This is a genomic window from Moorella sp. E308F (genome assembly GCF_006538365.1).
Classification (GTDB): Bacteria; Bacillota; DSM-521; order Neomoorellales; family Neomoorellaceae; genus Neomoorella.
The window spans coordinates 1,198,586-1,221,264 of record NZ_BJKN01000001.1; the positions used below are offsets into that span (position 1 = coordinate 1,198,586).

24 protein-coding genes and 1 riboswitch are annotated in these 22,679 nt (G+C 52.7%); of the genes, 22 read left to right on the forward strand and 2 right to left on the reverse strand.

The features are described from left to right. The first annotated feature begins 79 nt into the window (after positions 1-79). Positions 80-304, forward strand: coding sequence for a sulfurtransferase TusA family protein (locus E308F_RS06030; protein ID WP_062284653.1), 225 nt, complete (start codon positions 80-82; stop codon positions 302-304). A gap of 66 nt (positions 305-370) precedes the next feature. Here E308F_RS06030 and E308F_RS06035 read toward each other — a convergent pair whose 3' ends face one another. Then, the gene (locus tag E308F_RS06035; RefSeq protein ID WP_141263980.1) at positions 371-1,264 is read right to left on the reverse strand and encodes a LysR family transcriptional regulator; all 894 of its coding nucleotides are present in this window, start codon (positions 1,262-1,264) and stop codon (positions 371-373) included. Between the two features lie 78 nt (positions 1,265-1,342). Between E308F_RS06035 and E308F_RS06040 the strand changes: the two genes are divergently transcribed. From E308F_RS06040 to E308F_RS06095, 12 genes are all read left to right on the forward strand, one after another. Continuing rightward, positions 1,343-2,542: a YeeE/YedE family protein gene (locus tag E308F_RS06040; RefSeq protein WP_172613431.1), complete on the forward strand. Its 1,200-nt coding sequence runs from the start codon at positions 1,343-1,345 to the stop codon at positions 2,540-2,542. Positions 2,543-2,807: 265 nt separating this feature from the next. Continuing rightward, the gene (locus E308F_RS06045; RefSeq protein WP_141263981.1) at positions 2,808-4,979 is read left to right on the forward strand and encodes a molybdopterin-containing oxidoreductase family protein; all 2,172 of its coding nucleotides are present in this window, start codon (positions 2,808-2,810) and stop codon (positions 4,977-4,979) included. A gap of 6 nt (positions 4,980-4,985) precedes the next feature. Next, entirely contained in the window at positions 4,986-5,681 is a 696-nt protein-coding gene (locus E308F_RS06050) for a 4Fe-4S dicluster domain-containing protein (RefSeq protein WP_141263982.1), read from the forward strand. Beyond that, the gene (locus E308F_RS06055) at positions 5,674-6,351 is read left to right on the forward strand and encodes a formate dehydrogenase subunit gamma (RefSeq protein WP_141263983.1); all 678 of its coding nucleotides are present in this window, start codon (positions 5,674-5,676) and stop codon (positions 6,349-6,351) included. The genes E308F_RS06050 and E308F_RS06055 overlap by 8 nt, the downstream gene beginning before the upstream one ends. 129 nt (positions 6,352-6,480) lie before the next feature. Continuing rightward, positions 6,481-7,476: a glycosyltransferase gene (locus E308F_RS16495; RefSeq protein WP_141263984.1), complete on the forward strand. Its 996-nt coding sequence runs from the start codon at positions 6,481-6,483 to the stop codon at positions 7,474-7,476. Positions 7,477-7,484: 8 nt separating this feature from the next. Next, on the forward strand, positions 7,485-8,186 hold the full coding sequence (locus tag E308F_RS06065) for a hypothetical protein (protein ID WP_216364462.1): 702 nt from the start codon (positions 7,485-7,487) through the stop codon (positions 8,184-8,186). Beyond that, positions 8,180-8,896: a phosphatidylserine decarboxylase gene (locus E308F_RS06070; protein ID WP_141263985.1), complete on the forward strand. Its 717-nt coding sequence runs from the start codon at positions 8,180-8,182 to the stop codon at positions 8,894-8,896. Before E308F_RS06065 ends, E308F_RS06070 begins: the two co-directional genes overlap by 7 nt. Continuing rightward, a complete protein-coding gene (locus E308F_RS06075) occupies positions 8,893-9,495 on the forward strand; it encodes a DedA family protein (protein WP_141263986.1) in 603 nt (200 codons plus the stop codon). The genes E308F_RS06070 and E308F_RS06075 overlap by 4 nt, the downstream gene beginning before the upstream one ends. Before the next feature lie 49 nt (positions 9,496-9,544). Next, positions 9,545-9,763: riboswitch (cyclic di-AMP (ydaO/yuaA leader) on the forward strand. Between the two features lie 116 nt (positions 9,764-9,879). Then, positions 9,880-11,133: a glutamate 2,3-aminomutase gene (eam, locus tag E308F_RS06080; RefSeq protein WP_141264126.1), complete on the forward strand. Its 1,254-nt coding sequence runs from the start codon at positions 9,880-9,882 to the stop codon at positions 11,131-11,133. A gap of 250 nt (positions 11,134-11,383) precedes the next feature. After that, on the forward strand, positions 11,384-12,607 hold the full coding sequence (locus E308F_RS06085) for an amidohydrolase family protein (RefSeq protein WP_141263987.1): 1,224 nt from the start codon (positions 11,384-11,386) through the stop codon (positions 12,605-12,607). Between the two features lie 67 nt (positions 12,608-12,674). Then, the gene (locus tag E308F_RS06090) at positions 12,675-13,451 is read left to right on the forward strand and encodes a prolipoprotein diacylglyceryl transferase (protein WP_172613430.1); all 777 of its coding nucleotides are present in this window, start codon (positions 12,675-12,677) and stop codon (positions 13,449-13,451) included. Between the two features lie 163 nt (positions 13,452-13,614). Continuing rightward, a complete protein-coding gene (locus E308F_RS06095) occupies positions 13,615-13,797 on the forward strand; it encodes a hypothetical protein (RefSeq protein WP_141263988.1) in 183 nt (60 codons plus the stop codon). 248 nt (positions 13,798-14,045) lie between these two features. On the opposite strand, the gene E308F_RS06100 is transcribed toward E308F_RS06095, so the two are convergent. After that, positions 14,046-14,390 (reverse strand): hypothetical protein, encoded by a 345-nt coding sequence (locus E308F_RS06100; protein ID WP_141263989.1) that lies wholly within the window; start codon positions 14,388-14,390, stop codon positions 14,046-14,048. Between the two features lie 101 nt (positions 14,391-14,491). On the opposite strand from E308F_RS06100, the gene E308F_RS16845 reads away from it, so the two are divergent. The 9 genes from E308F_RS16845 (at position 14,492) to E308F_RS06145 (ending at position 22,651) form a co-directional block, all read left to right on the forward strand. Beyond that, a complete protein-coding gene (locus tag E308F_RS16845; protein WP_373995952.1) occupies positions 14,492-14,713 on the forward strand; it encodes a hypothetical protein in 222 nt (73 codons plus the stop codon). After that, on the forward strand, positions 14,676-15,119 hold the full coding sequence (locus tag E308F_RS06110; protein WP_141263990.1) for a substrate-binding domain-containing protein: 444 nt from the start codon (positions 14,676-14,678) through the stop codon (positions 15,117-15,119). The genes E308F_RS16845 and E308F_RS06110 overlap by 38 nt, the downstream gene beginning before the upstream one ends. A 284-nt stretch (positions 15,120-15,403) precedes the next feature. After that, positions 15,404-16,453: a phosphate ABC transporter substrate-binding protein PstS gene (pstS, locus tag E308F_RS06115; RefSeq protein WP_141264129.1), complete on the forward strand. Its 1,050-nt coding sequence runs from the start codon at positions 15,404-15,406 to the stop codon at positions 16,451-16,453. A gap of 171 nt (positions 16,454-16,624) precedes the next feature. Beyond that, a complete protein-coding gene (pstC, locus tag E308F_RS06120) occupies positions 16,625-17,569 on the forward strand; it encodes a phosphate ABC transporter permease subunit PstC (RefSeq protein ID WP_141263991.1) in 945 nt (314 codons plus the stop codon). Continuing rightward, positions 17,566-18,417, forward strand: a complete 852-nt coding sequence (gene pstA, locus E308F_RS06125) for a phosphate ABC transporter permease PstA (RefSeq protein WP_141263992.1) — start codon at positions 17,566-17,568, stop codon at positions 18,415-18,417. Before pstC ends, pstA begins: the two co-directional genes overlap by 4 nt. Positions 18,418-18,420: 3 nt before the next feature. Further along, positions 18,421-19,179, forward strand: coding sequence for a phosphate ABC transporter ATP-binding protein PstB (gene pstB, locus E308F_RS06130; RefSeq protein ID WP_141263993.1), 759 nt, complete (start codon positions 18,421-18,423; stop codon positions 19,177-19,179). A gap of 321 nt (positions 19,180-19,500) precedes the next feature. After that, entirely contained in the window at positions 19,501-20,508 is a 1,008-nt protein-coding gene (locus E308F_RS06135) for a LacI family DNA-binding transcriptional regulator (RefSeq protein WP_141263994.1), read from the forward strand. Positions 20,509-20,644: 136 nt separating this feature from the next. Further along, entirely contained in the window at positions 20,645-21,490 is an 846-nt protein-coding gene (locus tag E308F_RS06140; RefSeq protein WP_141263995.1) for a sugar phosphate isomerase/epimerase family protein, read from the forward strand. A gap of 171 nt (positions 21,491-21,661) precedes the next feature. Further along, on the forward strand, positions 21,662-22,651 hold the full coding sequence (locus E308F_RS06145) for a sugar ABC transporter substrate-binding protein (protein ID WP_141263996.1): 990 nt from the start codon (positions 21,662-21,664) through the stop codon (positions 22,649-22,651). The last annotated feature ends 28 nt before the right edge of the window (positions 22,652-22,679 follow it).

Here is a 22,679-nt window from a genome sequence, read left to right on the forward strand (position 1 = left end):
GGAGGATTCAGTAGGTCGAGAGCTAAATTTAATGTTAAGCTGAAAACGTTATAAAACTATTATGGAAGCAGGAACTGGTATGGCTGTTTACCGGCTGGATACATGCGGGGAAATGTGCCCGATACCGATTGTGCGCACAAAGGTCAAGCTCAAGCAGCTGGCCCGGGGCGATATTCTCATTGTTACCAGTGACCACAGTTGCACCAGCCAGTCCCTGGCCGAAACAGTGCAAAAAATGGGGTACCGCGTCGAGGTCAGGGGGGTGGCCAACGGCATCTGGGAAGTTGTAATTGAGAAGGGTTAACCTGACTGGCCCGGGTTCAAGGTAGAGAGAAGCAGAAGAAGAGATACATGGGGGCTGGCTAAAGGTTTAACAGAAAGCCTTCTTATTAGTTAACAAGAAACGAAAAAACTTCTTTTGCAAACTTGTGGCCGGTTTACCGGCCGGGTAAACAATATTAAAGGTGCTGCGAAAGGAAATGCCGTCCACCTGCAGGGCTTTTAAAGTGCCGGCATGAATTTCCCGCCGGATGGCCAGGCGGGAGAGGAGGGAGACCCCGTGACCGGCAGTAATGGCCGATTTAATGGCGTCGTTCGAATTTAACTCCAGGACGACATTCAGGTCGGCAATGGTTAGACCCTGCCCGGCCAGGGCGCGGGCAATCACCCCGCGGGTACCGGAGCCCTCTTCCCTGAGGATTAAGGGCAGGCGGCGGAGTTCTTCTAAAGTCACCCGTTCCGGGCCCTGCCAGCCGGCAGGTACAATTAAAAGGAGCTCATCTTCAGCTACCCCCCGGGTGGCCAGGCCGGACTGGTCGACAGGCCCTTCAATGAGACCGATATCAATGGTCCTATCTAGCAATTTCTGGATGGTTTCTTCCCGGTTGCCGACCAGCAGCTTGATATTGGCATCGGGATATTTTTCTTTAAAGCTATAAATGGTGCAGGGCAGGGCATAGCTGCCAATGCTGCTGCTGGCGCCGACAATGAGGCGTTCCTGGCCGCTCTTCCAGTTGTTGAGGTCGCGTTTTAGATTTTCTGCCAGCTGGAGAAAGGTCTGGCCGTATTCGTAAACGATTTCCCCCAGGGGCGTTAACTCCACCCCTTTGGTAGTGCGGGTAAAGAGTTCGACTTCCAGGTCGTTTTCTAGGAGCTGGATTTGATAGCTCAGGGAAGACTGGGACATGTGCAAGATGCGAGCTGCTTCGGAAATGGATTTTACCTGAGCTACCGTGCAAAAGGCGTGCAGGTGGTTAAGGTTCATGGACCGGCCCTCCCTGCCTGATGGTTACAGTTTTATTATAGCATATGAAACCACCTGAAGGATAAGGCGGTAAGTATCATGGTAACAGAGCTGCAAAAGGAGTTACGATTGGCTAAACAGGTTAAGCTCAATCTCAGGTCCCAGGAACCTTACGCCCTTGGTGCAGCCCTGCTCGCTGCCGCTATCTACTGGTGGCTGCAGGGACGCGGGCCGGGCCTGGGGGAAGCCTGGCTTTTTGGCCTGGGCTTTGGCTTTGTCCTCCAGCGCAGCCGCTTTTGTTTTGTGGCCGCTTTCCGCGACCCCTTCATTACTGGCAACACATCCTTGAGCCGAGCAGTGGTCATCGCCTTGATGGCAGCAGTCCCGGGGATGGCCCTGGTAGCATGGACAGGGGTTACCCTGGCAGATGTTCACCCGGCAGGCTGGCATACTGTGGCCGGCGGCCTCCTTTTTGGCGTGGGGATGGTCCTGGCCGGCGGCTGTGCCAGCGGCAATTTAATGCGGGTGGGCGAAGGGCACTTGCTGCAATGGCTGGTCCTGGCTGCCTTCATCGGCGGCTCCCTCTGGGGAGCCCATGATTTCGGCTGGTGGCAGCAGGTAAGTATCAGCCGTTCCCCCACCCTGTTTCTCCCCGAAGTGCTGGGCTGGGGGCCGGCCCTTCTTATCCAGCTCCTAGCCCTGGTGATGGTGTACCTGGGCTTAAACCTCCTGGAAAGGCGTTCCTTTCCGGGTTTTACCGCCGCCGGGAGACAGCGGCAGCCCTTTCACCTGCGCCGCCTGTGGACCCATCCCTGGCCTTATTGGACCGGGGGACTGGCACTGGCAGTCCTGGATGTAGCTTTAACCTGGCGCGGGGGCCAGCCCTGGGGTATTACCACCGCCTTCAGCTACTGGGGCGCCTGGCTCTGGGAGGCTTTTACCGGGGCGCCGCCGGGATGGTACTATTTTTCCCTGCCGGCCCACAGCCGGGCCTTGAGCCTGGGGTTTTTGGCTGAGCCCCGAACTCTTCTCGACCTGGGGCTCATTGGAGGAGCCTTTTTAGCCGCCCTGGCAGGTTCGGAATTTCGTTTCCACTGGCCGCGGCGCTGGCCCCTGGTGCCAGCTGCCTTAATAGGCGGGCTGTTGATGGGTTACGGGGCCAGGATTGCCATGGGGTGCAACATCGGCGCCCTTTTCAACGGCATCGCTTCCTTTTCCCTCCACGGCTGGCTTTTCGGTTTGGGCCTGGCCGGCGGTGCTTACCTGGGGAGCAAGCTCCTCCTCCGTTTCCTGGTATAAACCTGCACCTATCGAAAGGTCTGGTGGCCGTCGAAGATACCGTTAGACAATTCATGAACCAGAAGACCGCCAGGCCGCATGATTCCTGGCCTAAGGGGAGCTTTTGCAGCTCCCCTTTCGCTTTACCGGAGCATTCCCGAGGGGCAGGAGAAAGGAATGTTGACTGGTAAAATATATTGTGAAAGTAACATTGAGGGCAAATGGCAGGGCGGGGATATGTGTTAGCGCCAACAGGAAACATTCATCCAGTTTCGGAGGTGAGGGCATGTTAGAACAAAGAATAAGCCGGCGAACCTTCCTGAAAGGCTCCCTGGTGGCCGGGGCCCTGGCCACCTTTGGCGGCATGCTGGTTCCCCGGGAGCAGGCGGGGGCGGCAGGGGCAGTAGCCCCTGAAACTTCCCGGACCGTTCCCACCATTTGCGAAATGTGCGGGGTTAAATGCGGTATCCTGGCTCATGTCAGGGAAGACCGGGTTTGGCGTCTTACCGGTAACCCCAGGGACCCCCAGAGCAGCGGCCGTTTATGTGCCCGGGGCAATGCCGGGATCAAAACTCTCTATGATCCCGACCGCCTGAAGGGTCCCATGAAGAGGGTGGGCGAAGGGAAGTTCCAGCCCATCAGCTGGGAGCAGGCTTTTAAGGAAATTGGCGCCAAATTACAGGAACTGAAAGGCCGTTACGGCCCCCAGACCCTGGTCTGGCTGGCTCACCCGGAGCTTATTTCTCCTTTAGAGAAGCATTTCATGGCTGCCTTCGGTTCCCCCAATTATACCGGCCATGGGCCGACCTGTTACAGCAGCCGTAACGTTGCTTTTGAGCAAATGTACGGCGGCGTTCCCGGGGTTGACTACCGCAATGTCAGGTACTACGTTGCCTTTGGCCGTAACCTCACAGGAGGTATTAAAAACCCTGACATTCAAAAGATAGTTGCCGCCAAAGCAGAAGGCGCCCACCTGGTGGCCGTAGACCCGAGGTTGAGTGATTTTGCCTTCTATGCCGATGAATGGCTCCCCATCAGGCCGGGTACCGATCTGGCCATGATTCTGGCCCTGATTAATGTTATCATTAATGAAAATCTGTATGATGCTTCCTTTATAGCCGAACGTACCGTTGGTTTTGAAGAATTGAAAGCCGGGGTGGCCGCTTATACCCCTGAATGGGCGGCCAAAATCACGGGAATAGACGCGGCGACCATCGGCCGCATCGCCCGGGAACTGGCAGCCGCCAAACCGGCAGCAGCCGTCGATCCCGGCTGGCATGCCGTTACCGGTTCCCAGTATTACAATAGCGTCCAGACGGCCCGGGCCGTAGCCGCCCTCAACGCCCTGTTGGGGAACCTGGGTGCCAAAGGCGGCCTGGCCTTCCCGTCCAGGATTAAGCTGGGTGATCCATCCAGTATCATGGGCCCCAAACCGCCGGCGGCGGCGGGGCCGCGCTGGGATGGGGCCGGTAGCGAGAAATGGCCTCTCAATAAAGCCCACGGCATGATCCAGGTTTTCCCTGAGAGGGTCAAAAAAGATAAACCATACCCTATCAAAGCAGTGGTAATCCAGCACCTGAACCCGGTGCGCTCCAGTACGGATTCCGGGGCCTTTATTGAGGCGTTGAAGCAATTGGAACTTGTGGTGGTCATCGATATCCAGATGAACGATACGGCCTACTATGCCCACTATGTGTTGCCGGAAGCCACCTACCTGGAAAGGTACGACCCCTTGATGACGGCGGGCAACAAAGTGGTGTTGCGCCAGCCGGCAGTAGAGCCCCTTTTTGATACCAGAGGTGCTGAAGAAATCATCGCTGGCCTGGCTAAAGCCGCTGGTTTAAGTGAGTACTTTAACTTTACCCTGGAGCAATATAACGACGCCCTGCTGGCTCCCCTGGGCCTGACCCAGGCGCAGCTGGCCCGGGTAGGGGTAGCCGAAGTAGAAGCCCAAAAACCCGATTACACCAAACTCAAGACGCCTTCCGGCAAAATTGAGCTGGCCTGCCAGGCCTTTGTCAAGGCCGGCAGCACCCTGACCCCGGCCTGGGAGCCGCCTCTGGTGGAACCGGGGGTAGACGAGTTCCGTTTCATCCAGGGCCATGTACCCATGCACACCCATACCTCTACCGACAATAACGCCTACCTGCACGCCATCATGCCGGAAAACGAGCTCTGGATCCATCCCGGCCGGGCCGGCAAGCTGGGCATCAAGACGGGGGATCTCGTCGAAGTGACTTCCCGGGTAGGCAAGGTTAAAGTGAAGGCCCGGGTGACGGAAGGCATCCATCCCGAGGCAGTTTTCCTGGCCCATGGCTTTGGCTGCGGTGTTCCTTTAAGAAAGCTGGCCTATAACAAAGGCGCCAATGACAGCGCTTTGATACCGATTATTACAGCGCCTGTCTCCGGGGCGGCGGCCCAGTGCGAAACTTTGGTGACGGTACGGAAGGCAGGGTGAGTTTAGATGGCTAAGTTTGGTATGCTCGTAGACCTCACGCGTTGTGTAGGCTGCCACGGCTGCACCGTGGCCTGCCAGGCCAGGTGGGACTTATTACCCCAGGTGCAGTTTACCAAAGTCCACCGTTATGAGATGGGTACTTTCCCCAAAGTCAAAGGCGGGGTGGTAACCACCCAGTGCATGCACTGCGACGATCCCCCATGTGCCCGGGTCTGTCCTACCGGAGCTACCCGGAAACGTGCCGATGGTATTGTTGTAGTTCATGAGCAGGAGTGTATCGGCTGCCGCTACTGCCAGTCGGCCTGCCCCTATGACGCCCGGAGCTTTAACCCGGAACGGAATATTGTCCAGAAGTGTTATTTTTGCTATGACTTTGTAGAGAACGGGCAAAAACCGGCCTGCGTGGACACCTGTATGGCCGCGGCCAGGATTTTTGGTGACCTGGAAGATAAGGGGAGCGAATTATCCCAGGCCATAACCGCCAGGAAAGCCGTCCAGATCAAAGGAACTTCCATCTTTTACGTACCGCCGCGGAACCTGGATACCTCCGTCCTGCCGCCGGATTTCCAAGAACCCGGTGCCGTACGCATCTGGCAGGATATTGTCCACCCGGGCGGGAAGACCATTATGGGCCTGGCTGCCGGCGCCGTAATTGCCGGTTTAGTGATCAATAATATTAAAGGGGGCGGCAACAATGACTGAAGAAAGGGTGGAGCGCTTTAACCTGGCCGAGCGCCTGGGTCACTGGAGCCATGGTATCTCCTTTGTCGTCCTGCTGCTCACTGGTTCAGCCCTGGTCTTCCGGGGTTACGCCAGCTTGATAGGACCCGAAGGGTTGCGTCTCTTTCGCAGCATTCATCACGTTATGGCCTATCCCTTTACTTTCCTAACGGTAATTATCCTCCTTTTTGGTACGCCGCGAAGTACATGGCAATGGCTGAAGGAGTGCCTTACCTGGGGCCAGGACGACTTCCGCTTTATTGCCGCTTTCCCCCGGGAATTTTTCGGGCTGAAGGTGCAGCTCCCGGAGCAGGGCAAATTTAACGCCGGGGAAAAGCTCAATTCCCTCCTGACCATTGCCGGCTCTATTTTAATGGCCGCTACCGGCTGGATCTTGCTTCTGCGGGACAGCGTGGCTCCTGCCCTGGTGGCCTGGGCCCTGCCTCTGCATTCGGCCGGAGCCCTGGTTATGGGCGGGGTCATCCTGGGCCATATTTACCTGGCCCTGGGTCACCCCAATTCCCGCGAGTCCATCAACGGCATGCTATCGGGTAAGGTAGCGGCCAGGTTTGCCCGCGAACACCATGCCCGCTGGTACCGGAAACTAAGAGCTGGAGAGGATCAGGTGAAAGGACAACAAAAAATTGCTTGACAAGACCTGTCCGGTGTTGCCCTGGATTAATTCCAGGGCAATAATATTATTTTAGAAGGAAAAGGTTTGTTTTGTAGCGAAATAAACAGGAACTATGAGATAGACAAAAAGGTACAGGAGAGAAAAACAGTGGCAGGTGCAGGTCGCTATCAAAGGGGTGTCAGCGCCGTTATCCCGGCCTACAACGAGGCGGCTACGGTAGGTAAAGTAATTGAGACTTTAAAACAAGTGGCCAGCATCGCCGAAATCATCGTGGTCAGCGACGGTTCGGAAGATGCTACGGCCAATGTGGCCCGCCGTCACGGTGCCCGGGTAATTGAGCTAGAAATCAATGGCGGTAAAGGGGCGGCCATGACCGTCGGTGCCCGTGCAGCCCGGGAAGACATTCTGCTTTTCCTGGATGCCGATCTGGAGGGGCTGACGGCAGCCCACGTCGAGGCCCTGGTTGCCCCTTTGCTGACCGACAGCGCGGATATGACGGTAGGCATCTTCAGCCGGGGGAGGTCGCTTACGGATCTGGCCCAGGTGGTGGCTCCTCACCTTTCCGGGCAGCGGGCCATCCGCAAAGAACTGTTTCTGGCGGTGGGGGCAGAAAAAAGCCGTTTTGAGGTCGAAGTATTGCTCACCAGTGAAGCCCGCGCCCGGCGCTGGCGGGTACAGAAAATACCCCTGGCCAATATGACCCATATCATGAAGGAAGAAAAGCGGGGGTTGTACCGGGGTGTAATCGCCCGTATGGGAATGTATAAAGACATCCTGGGCTATATCTTGCGCCTGACGCGCAAAAAAATAAAAACACGTCCGGTAGCGATCCTGTTTTTACTGCTTTTCCTGGTGGCAGCCTTGAATTATGATATCCTGACCATGCGGGCTGCGGCAGCCGCAGCCCGGAATATTCCTGTTCTCGATCTTCCGGACGGGGGCAACCGCATTCTGGTCATTTCACCCCACCCCGATGACGAAACCCTCGGTGCCGGGGGCCTCATCGCTGAGGCCAGAGACCGGGGGGATGCCATAAAGGTAGTTATTATGACCAACGGCGATGGTTTCCGGCGGGGAGTGGAAAAGTTCAACGGTCCTTTGCCGGCAGGGTCCAGGAGCTGGCGGGTGTCTGCTCCGGCCTGATCGTCCCGGTGGGACACCTCTTCGACCAGGAGGAGCCTACCAATATCTGCGGCATGCACGTTCATATCAGCGGTTTCCCGGACCGCGAGCGGGCCTACCGCAACCTGGTCTACTTTTTGCCTCTCCTGGCCTTGCTGGTAATTAACTCTCCCGTTGCCGGCAACCGCTGTTACGGCCAGTCCTACCGGTGGGCAGAGGCTTTTGCCATCGGCCCTTTACGGGATGACAGGCGCTACCGTTTTCAGGATCTTATTGAATCCAAACGCCTGGGTACCCTGGAGATTCGGGTTTTCGACCCGGTGTGGGACCTGGAACGCATCCGGATTCTCCTGGAGTGTATCCAGGCCATCCTCCTGGCTGATGCAGATTATCCCGGTGATATAAAGGTTTATAATGGCCTTCGCCTGAAGGTAGCCAGAGAGGGTTACATAGAGGAATTACGCCCGGTTTACCGGGACTTAACCCGGCTCCTGCCGGTGCCGGAAGACCTGTTCCGCCGTACCCCGGCCGACACCGTCAAGGAACTCTGGCTCCGGGAGGGTACTCTGGCCACTTATGCCGCCCTGGACAATGCCTACCGCAATGGGGTCTTGAAGCCCCGGCCCTTGCGACCGGTAAAAGTCAGCTGGCCCTTGATGCTGGCCGGCTTTTGCGGTTATTATTTACCCAAAATGCCCTATAATATCAAGAAAGTGTGGTCGGAATGGTGACCTTTTTTAAGATCCTGGCGGGCCTTGCCGCCATCGGCGGTGGCATCTTCTGGTACCTGCGCAAGGTATGGTTTTATCGCGACCCGGTGCGGGTGGCGCCGCAAGAGGAAGGGGCCATCCTGGCCCCGGCCGACGGCAAAGTTGTCTATATCAAGCCCTTTCGCGATGGCCGGGTGGTAGCGGAGAAACTGGGCCGGCCCATTCCCATTGAGGAAATAATGAAAGCTCAGGGCCTTAGTAACAGGGGCTGGATCGTTGGTATCTATATGTCTCCCCTGGATGTCCATTTTAACTATGCTCCCATTGATGCCCGGGTGGAGAATATGGTCCATACCCAGGCCAGGGTGAATTTGCCCATGGTCGACCTGTGGGAATATATTCGCCTCACCTATCTCCGGCGGGCGGTAGATCTTTTCAGCCACCGCTACCGCCTGGTAAATGAACGATTGACCATCTTCTTAAGGGGCCGTGACGTGCAGCTGGCCATGGTGGAGATTGCCGATAAGTTTGTCAATAAGATCAAATGTTTTATCACTCCCGGCCAGGCCGTTACCCGGGGCCAGAAGGTCTCCTTTATCGAACGTGGTTCCCAGGTAGACCTGGTTATCTTCAAGGATGATGTAGAGTTTGCCGTCCGGGTGGGCCAGCAGGTTTACGGCGCCCGGACGGTGGTGGCCCGTTACCGGGCGGCAGGCAGGGCAGAGCAGTGACGGCCGTCCATGTCTATATGGCTCTCTTTGGCCTGCTGGTCGTTGAAGGTATGGGTGTCCCGGGCATCCCCTTTGAGCCGGTCTTCCTGGCCGCCGGTTATTTAATCGAGCGCGGGGAGATGAACTTTTGGGGGGCAGTGACGGTCGGCAGCGCCGGCAATCTCCTGGGCAACTTGATAGGTTACTGGCTGGGGGCCAGGCCGGGGCGAGGCATAATCGAACGCTTTCTCCACCGGGGCTGGGGTCCGGACGGCCTGGCCACAACCCGGGACTGGCTGGACCGCTTTGGAGCGGCGGTAATTATTTTTGCCCGCTGGTTTGGCCCCATCAGGACGCCGACCATCTTGGCAGCGGGTGTCCTGGGAATGAATCCCGGCATCTATGCCCTTTATTCAGCCCTGGGCGCCTTTACCTGGACTATGGCTTGGCAGTACGCCAGCTGGAAGGGGGCCCATTATCTCCTGGCGTGGTGGTACCTTTACCGCCGCTACGCCACCTGGTGGATGGATATCCTACTGGTCCTGGCATTCCTGGCGGTTACCGCCGGTTCTATCTATTATTGCTGGTACCGGCTAATGGTAAGAAATGGAAAAGAATAAGTTTGACAAATCCCGTATCTTGTGTTAAAATTATTTAGAACAAATGAATAAAAGCAGAGCGCTGAATCCCTTTTCAGGGAACGGGGGAACCAGTCTTTTGGGGTGAATCCCCGCGCTCAGTAGTCTTTACGTCTTCCCTAAAATCCCGTTATCCTAAAGGAAATTTTGGATAAAGCAAAGGAGCAACGGAAGAGAAACTGAGTGCGGGGTAGGGTTAGCTTTCGACCCGAACCCGGCAGCTAACTTCGTAAGCGTGGAAAGTGAAAGAGGCATCGTACCCCTTTAATTTCTTGTACCCAAAACCCCGGTTCAGGCCGGGGTTTTATTTTATAACAGGAAGGGAGGTAGAAACTCGTGAGTGTCTGTCCAAACAAAGGGAAGCTGATGAGTAGAGAAGCCAAAAGGGAAATTGCATTGCAAAGGGCAGCTGAGTTAAAGGCCAGGATTATTGATTACCTGGACGCCAGAGATGCCATCCCCAGCGGTTTGGAAGTCGCAGCGGAGATTGAAGCCAGCCGGCAGCGGATTATGGCCTATTTTGGTGCCAGTGAAGATGACTGGCAAGACTGGCGCTGGCAATTGCAGCATCGGATTACCTCGGTTGACGTCCTGGGGGAATTAATTCCCTTAACCGAAGCGGAAAAGGAAGCCATCAAGCGGGTCGAGCGTACCTACCGCTGGGCCGTTTCGCCCTATTATCTTTCTCTCATGGGCAAAGATGCCAGCTGCCCCATCCGGCGGCAGGCCTTACCCAGTGCCGCCGAGTTGGAGGATAAGGTCGGGGTACTCGACCCCATGGATGAGGAGCTGACGTCACCGGCACCGGCCATTACCCGGCGTTACCCCGACCGCTTGATTATTAACGTCACCAACCAGTGTGCCATGTACTGCCGCCACTGCCAGCGGCGCCGCAATATCGGTGAAGTTGACCGGAGCCGCAGCCGCCGGGAGCTGGAGCGGGCCCTGGAGTATATTCGCCGCAACAAAGAAATACGCGATGTCCTGATCACCGGCGGCGACGCTTTAATGCTGAGTGACGCCACAATCGACTGGCTGTTAACGGAACTGGATAATATACCTCATGTGGAGATTAAGCGCCTGGGCACCCGGGTGCCGGTTACTTTGCCTCAGCGTATTACGGCGGAATTATGCCGGGTACTGGCCAAGCACCCGCCGATTTACCTTAATACCCAGTTTAACCACCCCCGGGAGGTTACGGCGGCAGCGAAAGCGGCCTGCGATCGCCTGGTGCAGGCCGGGGTGGTCCTGGGAAACCAGGCGGTTTTATTAAAGGGCATCAATAACCATCCCTTTGTTATGAGGAAGCTCAACCAGGAACTGTTGAAAATCCGGGTACGGCCCTATTATATCTTCCACGCCAAGCCGGTTAAAGGGACGACTCACTTTATCACTTCCATTGAGGAAGGCGTGGAAATAATGGAGCAGCTGCGCGGTTATACTTCCGGCCTGGCCGTACCTACCTATATAATCAACGCACCCCACGGGCTGGGCAAGACGCCCATTTTACCACAGTATGTGCTGGCCTGCAATGACGACCAGGTCATCCTGCGGACCTGGGAAAAGCGGACCCTCTTTTACCCCAACCTGGGATGCCAGAAAGAACAGACTAAGGCTTAAAACAAAAGCGCCGGGCAATTCCGGCGCTTTTTACATACCATCTCCCTGATGGGAGCCCGGTGACACATTAAAATCCAAATAAAATAAACGTAACACCGTTCCTGATACCGGACCATAATTTACCAAAATCTCTGGCATATTCGGCATAAAACAAGAGAATCCTTGTTTATTGACCGTTAAATTTTCCTGTGGTAGGATTAAGATTGGGTTAAATATAAACCAATATAATTATCAGGAAGGAAGATAAAAATTGAATGATTTGTTAATCAGGCGCGCGCGGCTCATGGATGAGCCGGGAACTGTTGATGTAGCCATTAAAGACGGATACATTGTTGCCGCCGGGGGAGGAGTGGCCGGCTCGGCCCGGCAAATGGTCGATGCGGCAGGGAGACTCCTGATACCGGCCTTTGTCGATGCCCATACCCACCTGGACAAGGCCCTGACGGCGCCCCAGGAAGGCGCAGGCTCCCTGGCCGAAGCCATTGAGGATTTCCAGCGGCGCAGCCGCAAAATGGATAAAAATGATTTTATCGACCGCGGCCGCCGGGTGCTTAAAATGGCTCTGCGCCATGGGACGGCCACCATGCGCACCCATATTACCGTCAACGAAGCCCTGGGCCTGCGAGGTGTGGAAGCGGCCCTGGAACTCAAGGAAGAATTTGCCGGGAGAGTTGACCTGCAAGTATTTGCCATGCCCGGTGAATTGGAACCGGCACCGGCACCACCTTTAAAGGAACTCATGGAAGAAGCACTGCGCCTGGGGGTAGACGGCCTGGGCGGTGCCCCCCACCTGTCCGAAAGGATGCAGGAATGGGTAGATTATATCTTTGACCTGGCCGTGCGTTATAATGTCTTGATTGATTTCCACGTTGATGAGACGGATGCTCCTTCGGTTGCCTCCCTGGATTATATAGCGGCTAAAACCATCCAGACCGGCTTCCAGGGCCGGGTGGTGGCCGGTCACTGCTGCGGCCTGGCGGCTGTGGACGAGGAGAAGGCTATCCGGACCATTGCCGCCGTGAAAGAGGCGGGCATCAGCGTTATTACTTTACCATCTTGCAATCTCTACCTCATGGGCCGCCGGGATAAGGGCCTGGTGCGACGCGGGGTTACCAGGGTCAGGGAGCTCCAGGCAGCGGGAGTAAATGTAGCCTATGCTTCCGACAACATCCGCGATGCCTTCCGCCCCTTTGGGAACGCCAATATGCTGGAGGAGGCCCTGATTACCGCCCAGGTACTGCAGATGGGAACGCCCCTGGAGCTCAAAAACGTTATGAAAATGGGCACCTATAACGCCGCGGCCGCCATTGGCCTTAAAGCTTACGGTGTTAAAGCCGGTGACCGGGCCGACCTGGTTCTCCTGGATGCTACCAGCCCGGCTGAAGCTATCATTGGGCAGGTTGAAAAGGTCTGTGTCATAAAGGGCGGCCGGGTGGCCGTGCGGAACGACAAAAAAAGCGACATCATTATTTAGCGGTTGCGTCAGGGAAAAGCAACGGTTATACTACAAGTAGCAAGCGACATTTTTTTACTGTGGAGGAATGAACTTGTTAGTAGATCTCAATCCAATTGCCTTTCACCTGGGACCTATAGCGGTGCGCTGGTACGGCATCTTTATGGCCCTCTCTTTCCTGGTGGGTTCCTGGTACCTGTACCGGGAGGGCATGAAAAGAGGCCTGGAAGAAGACTTCCTCCTCAACCTGGCCATTATTGTCATTATCTCCGGCGTTATTGGGGCGCGGTTAATGTTTGTCCTGGCCAATTACCCCACATGGTTTATAACAGACCGCATCCAGATACTTAAAATCTACGAAGGTGGCCTCTCCTGGCACGGCGGCCTCCTGGGGGGGTTCCTGGGTGGCTGGCTTTATGCCCGCTGGAAAAGAGTTGATGCCAACCAGTTGGCGGACCTGGTGGTACCGGGTCTGGCCTTCGGCTATTTCCTCGTGCGTATCGCCAACATCTTTAACCAAGAGGTCTTAGGCCGGCCTACGGATTTTTGGTTCGGCCGCTGGCCGGCCCAGGTCATAGGTTCGGCCATTGGCCTCCTTTTACTGGCCCGTTATTTTTATGTCCAGAGCAAAAATCCACCCCACGGCTACCAGTTCTGGTCCTTTATTTTCTATCACCAGGTTTTACGGGCCGTTGTTGAGGAAACAGTGCGGGATAACCCCCTGGAAGTGTGGGGTTATATTGTTCCCCACTGGGGCCTGGGCTTCTTCACCCTGACCCAGCTTACCACCCCTCCCATCCTGCTTCTCGCTTATTACTTCATGCGGCGCTCGCGCCGGGCCGCCAGGTTAAAGTATCGCAGATGAAGGCGGCCAGCGGCAGCGACCAACCTGTCGCCGGCCATGACCTTATCCACCGCTGTCAGGGATTATTTTTAATTGAGATATAATCTCAGCTTTATTTGTTCTTAACCTGAGGGCGTTACAATTACAATTGAAAAGAACACAGCACCTCAGGGGGGTAGGACAAATGTTGAGACAAAAATTAGTTGCCCTGCTTAAAGAATGTTACTGGCTCCTGGAAAAGACAGTGGAAGGACCGCGGGAACTGCGGCAGATGCAGGAGCAGGTGGCGCGCAAAATCGCTGAATTTGAAGGCCGGCAGCAAGTTCAGGCCAATTTTGGGGTAAGTGGGGGCAAAAAAGTTGCTTAAAAAATATTAGCGGCGGGGTCCAGGCTTCAGAGACGGGACCCCGCCTTTCATTTTACCGGGCCCCCTTGACCAGCATATCAATGAGGTCGGGAAGAGGAGACCTGGACCGGGATAACCTCCAGGTAGCGCTGGAGGCAGTGGGGATGTGCTACAGCCAGGCCCCAGGAAGCGCCATAAGCTTCCAGGAGCGATAAAAAAGCGGGGGTATAGAGTAAATACCACCCGCCCGCTCACAGGGCCATTATGGTTCACCGGAACAGCCAGGACGCCAGAGCCACGGCTACCCCGGCCACGGCAACGATGGTTCCGATTATCCAACGAGTGGTGTTGTGCAGCTCCAGGTGGAGGCCGTCAATTTTGGCGTCCAGTCTGTCGAACCTGGTATCTTGTTTTTCTATTTTGGCATCCGTTTCTTTGCGTAGGTCATCAATCTTGGTATCGAGCTTTTCGTCAAGTCTGCCCAGCTTGTCGTCCAGCTTGCCCAACTGCTGCATGATCATGTTGAATGGGTCAAAGGAGGTACGGAAGGTGAATCCCTGCTCCTCGCTGCCAGCAGCCAGTTGCTTTCTGGTTTCGTCCTCGACCACAGCCAAGCCGCCTCCCCTCCCTTGCCCATATTCTACCACGTTTGCGGGAATGGGGGCAATACCTAGAACTCCGGGAAGCGAAGGTCAGCATCATCACGCCCGCCCAAGTGGTCAACTTCGACGACGAGGACAGCGAACTTGTTTCCGATATCTTTAATCTTTTCGCCCGGCACCAGCGGCGGAAAATCAAGAAAGCCATGCGCCGGGGCCGGGAAGAAGCCTTCCGCCAGGGCAAGTGGCCTGGACAGCCACTCTTCGGCTATCAACTAAAAACATTCCCCTTTACAGCAAGTGGATTGCCGAGTATCGCAAGGTGGCTCCTCATGTAACCATCGATTACCAGTCCATCGGCAGCGGTGGTGGTATCAAGGGTATCACCCTTATGCTTTCATCAAAAACCAGGCCGGTAAATTTGTCGAGCCTACCCTGGAAACCACGACGGCGGCTGCTGCCGGTGCCGCCGCCAATATGCCGGAAGATATGCGTGTTTCCATTGTCAATGCCCCCGGGGAAAACTCCTATCCAATTGCCGGATACACCTACCTGCTGGTGTATAAAGACCAGAAGGATAAGGACAAGGGTACGGAACTGGTTAAATTCCTGTGGTGGGCTATTCATGATGGGGAAAAGTTCGCCGAAGACCTGCTCTATGCGCCGCTGCCCGACAACGTCGTGAAACTGGCGGAAGCCAAGATCAAGCAGATCAATTACAGGGGCGAACCCCTTTATAAATAAATCCTCAGCAATATTGCCGGGGATGAATTGCAGTAATTACTGGACGGGCTGGAAGCTGAAACTTGATTCATACCAGTTGGAAAAGCCGCGCGTGGCGCGGCTTTAATAATCCTTAACAAGATATTAACATGGAGCTAATTTAAATATAACACCGGTTTTTTATAATAGTCTGTGGACAGGCAGAAAACGGCTGGTAGCATCATTAAAAAATAGGAGGAGAATTTTAAGTGCCCAGGAAGAAAAGCAAGCGGGTAGTTGTGCTGGTAATGGCGCTGGCGTTGCTAATGTTGGTGACCGCTTGCGGCAATAGCGGTGAAACCAGCAAAGGGCCGGGGGGGAGCAGCGACGGCAAGGCTCAAACCGTAGCCTTGAACGGTGCCGGCGCGTCCTTTCCCTATCCACTTTACAGCAAGTGGATTGCCGAATACCGCAAGGTGGCTCCCAATGTAACCATCGACTACCAGTCCATAGGCAGCGGGGGCGGCATCAAGGGTATTATCGAGGAGACAGTTGATTTCGCCGGCAGCGACGCGCCCATGACGGACGAGCAGCTGGCCAAGGCGCCGGGACAGATTTTTCATATTCCTACGGTTATGGGTGCAGTCGTAATCACCTACAACCTGGAGGGCGTCAAGACGGGCCTTAAACTGACCCCGGAAGTTATAGGCGATATCTTTTTGGGGAAAATTAAGAAATGGAATGACCCGGCCATAACTGCCATCAACCCCGGGGTCGAGCTGCCTGATAAAGAGATCACCGTCGTCCACCGCTCGGATGGCAGCGGTACTACCAATATTTTTACCGATTATCTTAGCAGCATCAGTAAAGAATGGAAGGAAAAAGTAGGCAAAGGTACTTCCGTGGAATGGCCTGCCGGCATTGGTGCCAAGGGTAATGAAGGCGTGGCCGGTACCGTTAAACAGACGCCGGGCGGTATTGGCTATGTAGAACTCGCCTATGCCGTCCAGAATCAGCTGCCTTATGCTTTCATCAAAAACCAGGCCGGTAAATTTGTCGAGCCTACCCTGGAAACCACGACGGCGGCTGCTGCCGGTGCCGCCGCCAATATGCCCGAAGATATGCGTGTTTCCATCGTCAATGCTCCCGGGGAAAACTCCTATCCAATTGCCGGATACACCTACCTGCTGGTGTATAAAGACCAGAAGGATAAGGACAAGGGTACGGAACTGGTTAAATTCCTGTGGTGGGCTATTCATGATGGGGAAAAGTTCGCCGAAGACCTGCTCTATGCGCCGCTGCCCGACAACGTCGTGAAACTGGCGGAAGCCAAGATCAAGCAGATCAATTACAAGGGCGAACCCCTTTATAAGTAATTCTTAAGGAAAACATACAGCAGGGGGAATCATGGGCCCGGCCCATGATTTCCCCTATCTTTGCTTGCGGGGAGAATTTACCCTGGAGGTACGTCAAATTTAGAGGATTTCAGACAGTAAACGGCGAATATCAACAATGTTTATATATCTAGAGCTGGCGGAGGATTGTAAATGCAAAAGCCAAGCCACAAAAGCAGGCGGTTGGGCGATGCTGTCTTTCGCGGCCTTACCTTACTGGCGGCCCTGGTAATGGTAGGCCTGATAGTGGTTATTGCCATTCAATTAATCAAGGGATCCCAGCTGGCCTTTACCCGCTTTGGCCCTGGATTTGTTACCGGTTCCAGGTGGGACCCTGTCCACGGCAACTTTGGTTCTTTACCATTGGTTTATGGTACGGTTGTTTCTTCACTCATCGCCCTGATCATTGCCGTCCCTTTGAGCCTGGGGATTGCCATTTATCTTGCTGAACTGGCGCCCCAATGGGTGCGGACCCCCGTTTCTTTCTTGGTCGAACTGCTGGCTGCTATCCCCAGCGTTGTCTATGGTTTATGGGGGATATTTGTTCTGGTGCCCTGGGTACGGACAGTCTTAGAGCCATTTTTGCAAAAAACGCTGGGCTGGCTGCCCTTTTTTCAAGGCACTTATTATGGTTTTGGCATGCTGGCGGCCGGCATTATCCTGGCCATCATGATTATACCTACTATTTCTGCAGTTTCCCGGGAAGTTTTACTGGCCGTTCCCGTCTCCCAGCGGGAGGCCATGCTGGCTTTGGGTGCTACTCGCTGGGAGACGATTAAGATGGCCGTCCTTCCTTATGGCCGGTCGGGCATCCTGGGGGCTGTCATTCTCGGGCTGGGACGCGCCATCGGTGAAACCATGGCTGTAACTATGGTCATCGGCAACCGACCGCAGATTTCCCCGTCGGTTTTTGAACTGGCCCAAACCATTGCCAGTATTATCGCCAATGAGTTCAGCGAGGCTTTTGACGATCTGCACCTGTCAGCCCTGGTGATGGCGGGATTGGTCCTATTTATTGTTACCCTGTTGCTGAATATTATAGCCCGCCTGCTGGTGTGGCGCATAGACAGAGTACCGGAAGGGATGAGCAGGGAATGATTGCCGGACGAAACGAGCGCCGTAAGTTTATGAGCAGCCTGATGTTTGTGCTGGCCTTGGGTGCCACCGTGCTGGCCCTCGTTCCCCTGGGCAGCATTCTTCTCTATGTAGCCACCAGGGGCCTCATGGCCCTCAACTGGGACTTCTTTACCCAGCTTCCCAAGCCTGTTGGCGAACCCGGCGGCGGCCTGGCCAATGCCATTGTCGGCACCTTAATTTTAGTTGGACTGGCCTCTATAATGGGGATTCCCCTGGGCATTCTGACAGGCATCTATCTCTCGGAGTTTGGGCGGGGACGACTGGCGTGGCTGGTCAGATTTATCTGTGATGTCATGACCGGTGTCCCCTCAATTATTGTAGGTATCGTCGTCTATGGTACCATTGTCCTGGCCATGAAGCGCTTTTCCGCCATTGCCGGGGGAGTAGCCCTGGCCATTATCATGCTACCGCTAGTAACCCGGACCACAGAAGAGATGCTAAAACTCGTACCCAACAGCCTGAGAGAGGCATCCCTGGCCCTGGGGGCCTCCCAGTGGCGTACCACCTACAGCATTGTCCTGCGTAGCGCCATGGGGGGGATCATTACTGGTTCCCTCCTCGCGGTAGCAAGGGTTGCAGGCGAAACGGCACCCCTCCTGTTTACGGCTTTAAATAGCCGCTACTGGCATACCAGCCTGGACCAGCGTATTGCCTCCCTGCCGGTATATATCTACACCTATGCCACCACTCCCTACGTGGACCTGCACCGGTTGGCCTGGGGAGCTGCCCTGGTGCTGGTGGCTATGGTTATGGTTACCAGCATCGCAGCACGGCTGGCCGGCCGCAAGGCCAGCGGAGGAGGTAGATAGAGTATGGACACCAGATTGATGGCCGAGGATCTCAGCGCCTGGTATGGCCAGAATCAGGTAGTAAAAAACGTCACCCTGCCGGTATACGCCAACCAGGTGACCGCCATTATCGGCCCCTCGGGTTGCGGCAAGTCTACTTTTATCCGCTGCTTGAATCGGATGTTTGAGGTAATCCCGGGAACCCGTACCAGAGGCAGGGTGCTTCTGGACGGGGAGAATATCTATGATGATAAAGTCGATCCGGCGGAAATACGCCGCCGGGTGGGTATGGTTTTCCAAAAACCCAATCCCTTCCCTACTATGTCAATCTTTGATAATGTCGCGGCAGGACTTCGGCTGCACGGCCTGCCTCCCGGGACCACCGCGGAGGAAGTGGTGGAAAGGTGTCTAAAAATGGTGGGGCTGTGGGATGAGGTCAAGGACCGCCTCCGGGATTCTGGCGTCAGCCTGTCCGGGGGCCAGCAGCAGCGCCTGTGCATCGCCAGGGCCCTGGCCGTGGAGCCGGAAATTTTACTCATGGACGAACCCTGCTCGGCCCTCGACCCGGTTTCCACCCTGAAAATAGAAGAATTGATTAAAGGACTGAAAGAAAAGTATACAATTGTAATAGTGACCCACAATATGCACCAGGCCGCCCGGGTGGCCGATTATACCGCCTTTTTTCTTAACGGCCAGCTGATAGAGTACGGCCCGACGTCGGATATCTTTACCAATCCCAGGGACCAGCGGACCGAGGATTATATTACCGGTCGCTTTGGTTAAACCATTGGTCGCGCTTTAATGAGCGACGGTTGCTTTCCAATCATCAGGGACCTTGCCTGCTGGCATGTCCACATACCTAAGCCGATAGACGAGTGTTTAAAAATTGCAGGAGGCCGCCTGCCGGCGGCTTTTTTGTTGCATTAGTTATTAACTGGTGCTTAACAAAATAGTCATAATACATTTGTAGAGTGAGAAAGGAAAAATTTTTTTATTAGGCCAGCAGGAATTTAATAAAACACGTCGAATAAAACAATTAAAATCGATTGCAGAAATATCGCTGAGATATGTATAAATATATCGAGAAAAGGATTTCAGAGCTATATGGTAAAAATGACTGAGGTTGCTAAACTTGCGGGGGTTTCTCCTTCGACGGTATCAAGGGTTTTATCTAACAGTCCATATGTATCCGAGGAAACTCGGCAAAGGGTTCTGGAAGCGGTTAAACTTCTGGAGTATAAACCCAATAGATTGGCCAGTAACCTTCGAAAAATGTCCTCGAAGACAATAGTAGTAGTTCTGCCTGATATTACCAATCCGTTTTTTGCCAGAATACTGCAAGGACTTGAGGATGTTGCCCGCGAAAATGGTTATCACGTTCTCCTCGGTGATACTGGTAATAACCTTAAACTTGAAAAGGATTTCATAGATCTAGTTAGAGAGAGATTTGTTGATGGGTTGATTTTAGCCACGGCGAGAATCCGAAAAGAAGAGATATTGGCTATTAGCCAAGAAATGCCGGTGGTTTTAGCCTGTGAGTATGTAGAGGGTTATGATATACCTACTGTTTCTATAGATAATATCAGCGCTGCCCGCCAGGCCACAGAACATCTTATAAATCTAGGGCACAAAAGAATAGGATTTATTACTGGACCACTGGGGGTTATTCTTAGCAGGGATAGACTAAAAGGCTATCGGCAAGCATTATTGCTTCACGAAATTCCTATTGATGAATCATTAATCCAGGAAGGGGATTTTTCCGTAAAATCAGGATATGACATTATGATGAAATTTCTAGCTGTAAATCCACCGCCCACAGCAGTGTTTGCTTCCAATGACGAAATGGCTGTGGGGGCGATGAAGGCAATAAAACATAAAGGGATGCGCGTTCCTGACGATGTAGCTGTGATCGGTTTTGATGATATTCCGTTGTGCACCCTTGTGGAACCAGAACTGACAACGATTGCACAGCCAAAGTATGAGATTGGTACTCATGCTATGGATATGTTACTTAAAATAATTAAAGGAACAACAGTTACTCGTAGGCAAATAGTTTTAGATTATGAATTAATAATTCGCGCTTCATGTGGGTATAGACGTAGCGTAACGTAAGGCAAATATTTAAGAAAGAAGGTGATGATGGTTACAACGGCAAAAAGAAATGGAGATATGAATAAGTATCGTTTGTGTTTTTCCGCTTTATTGAGAAGGAAGGGCAAAACTTTTAGTGGTGAGGAGGGCGGTGAAAATGAAATATTCTTTTAATACATGGGTCTATAGTAGCTTTCCTACGTGGCTTCCATCGTATCCTCTAGAAGAAGTAATCAGACGATTAGCTAGAATTGGTTATCAGGGGATTGAAATTGGTGCTGCAGCACCTCATGCTTATCCTAAACACTTAGATTCGGAACGAAGAAAATTTATCTCTAAAGTTTTAAAAGATAATAATATAGAAGTTTCAGCAATGTTACCTGCTCCGGGTGGTGGACAAGGAGTTAATGTAGCTTCACCTTATCCTGAAGAACGTAATGATGCAATTGCTTATTATATTGATGTAGTACGGCTTTGCGCTGAGTGGGGTGGTAAAGTAGTTATTTGGGTAGGTGGATGGCAGATTTTTGGAACCAGAAGAAAGGATGCTTTTTCTTGGAGTGCTGAATCTCTTTATAAAGTTGCAAAAGAGGCTTTAAAAGAAGAAATAACAATAGTCGTTGAACCCACACCGGCTGACAGCAATCTAATTGAAACAGCAGATGATGCTTTAGAATTAATGGATGAAGTATCTTTACCAAATGTTAAAGTGATGTTTGATACTTACCATGTTTTATATAGAAATGAAGTAATTTCTGATTATGTATACCGTATGGGCAATAATTTAGCTCATATTCATGTTTCCGATACTGATCGGCTCCCACCAGGTAGCGGACAAGCTGATTTTAGGCCTTTTCTACAGGCATTAAAAGATATCAATTATGACGGATGGCTAAGTTTTGAAATTGGATTTGATAGACGAAATGATCCAGATAGTCTTGCTAAAAAAGCAATAGAGTATATGAAAGAGATAGAAGCTTCCTCTTATAATTTTACAAAGTAAATTTGCGAGATTATATTGATTGTAATCTTGTTACAAAGAAGGAAAGGGGGAAGGGAAAAATTTTAAGGAATCTACAGATAAAGGAGGGGTAACCAAAATAAAGGAGGGGTAACCAAAATAAGTTTTTAAGATAGAGCAATAAGAACAATAATGCTTTAAGGAGGGAAATATATGAAACGATATTTAATTGGGTTAATAACTATATTAATGATTATTTCAATAGTAGGATGTGGGAAGGCTGCTTTAAATGAAAAAAAGAGCGAAACTTCTAGCGGTAAAAGCGCATCTACTGATAAGGAAATTACATTAGGCTTTAGCTTTGGGCAAAGTGTACACCCATTTTTTATAGCTATGGAAAAAGGTGCTCGCGATGCAGCCGAAAAAGCTGGTGTTAAATTACTTGTGACTAGTGCCAACTATAAAATTGAAAATCAAATTTCCAATGTTGAAGATTTAATCCAGCAAAAAGTCGATGCGATCCTACTTAACCCAATTGATTCTAAAGCTATAGCACCGGCTGTTAATGCGGCTAATAATGCGAAAATACCTGTAATCACCGTCGATATAGCTGCTGTTGGAGCGCCTACTGCTGCTCACGTTGCTTCTGATAATAAAGCAATTGGTGGCATAGCTGCTAAATATATAATTCAAAAGCTCAATGGGAAAGGCAAAATTGCCATGATTACGTGGCCCACTATTACCTCCTGTCTTGATAGAGAAGTTGGATTTGAAGAAGTCATGAAAAATGAAGGTAAAGATATTCAAATTGTAGCTAAACAAGATGGCGGCATGGAAAGGGCCAAAGCTTTATCTGTGGCTGAAAATATCTTACAAGCACATCCAGATATTCAAGCTATTTTCGCTGTAAATGAAAGCGCCGCGATGGGGGCTTTAAGTGCAGTTCAATCCCGTGGATTAAAAGATATATTTATTATAGGTGTTGATTCTACTCCCGACAACCTTAAAGCTATTAAAGATAAAACCCAACTTACTGCAACTGTAGCCCAGAATCCTTATGAAATGGGCAAAGTTGCTGTAGAACTAGCTCTTAAGAAATTAAAGGGAGAGAATATCCCCACATGGAATCCTATCCCTACCGATTTAGTAACAATAGATAACGTAGATAAATTTTTAGCTCGGGAGGCTGAGTACAAAAAGTAATATAAAAGTGGGGTGAGGCTGTTGAAAC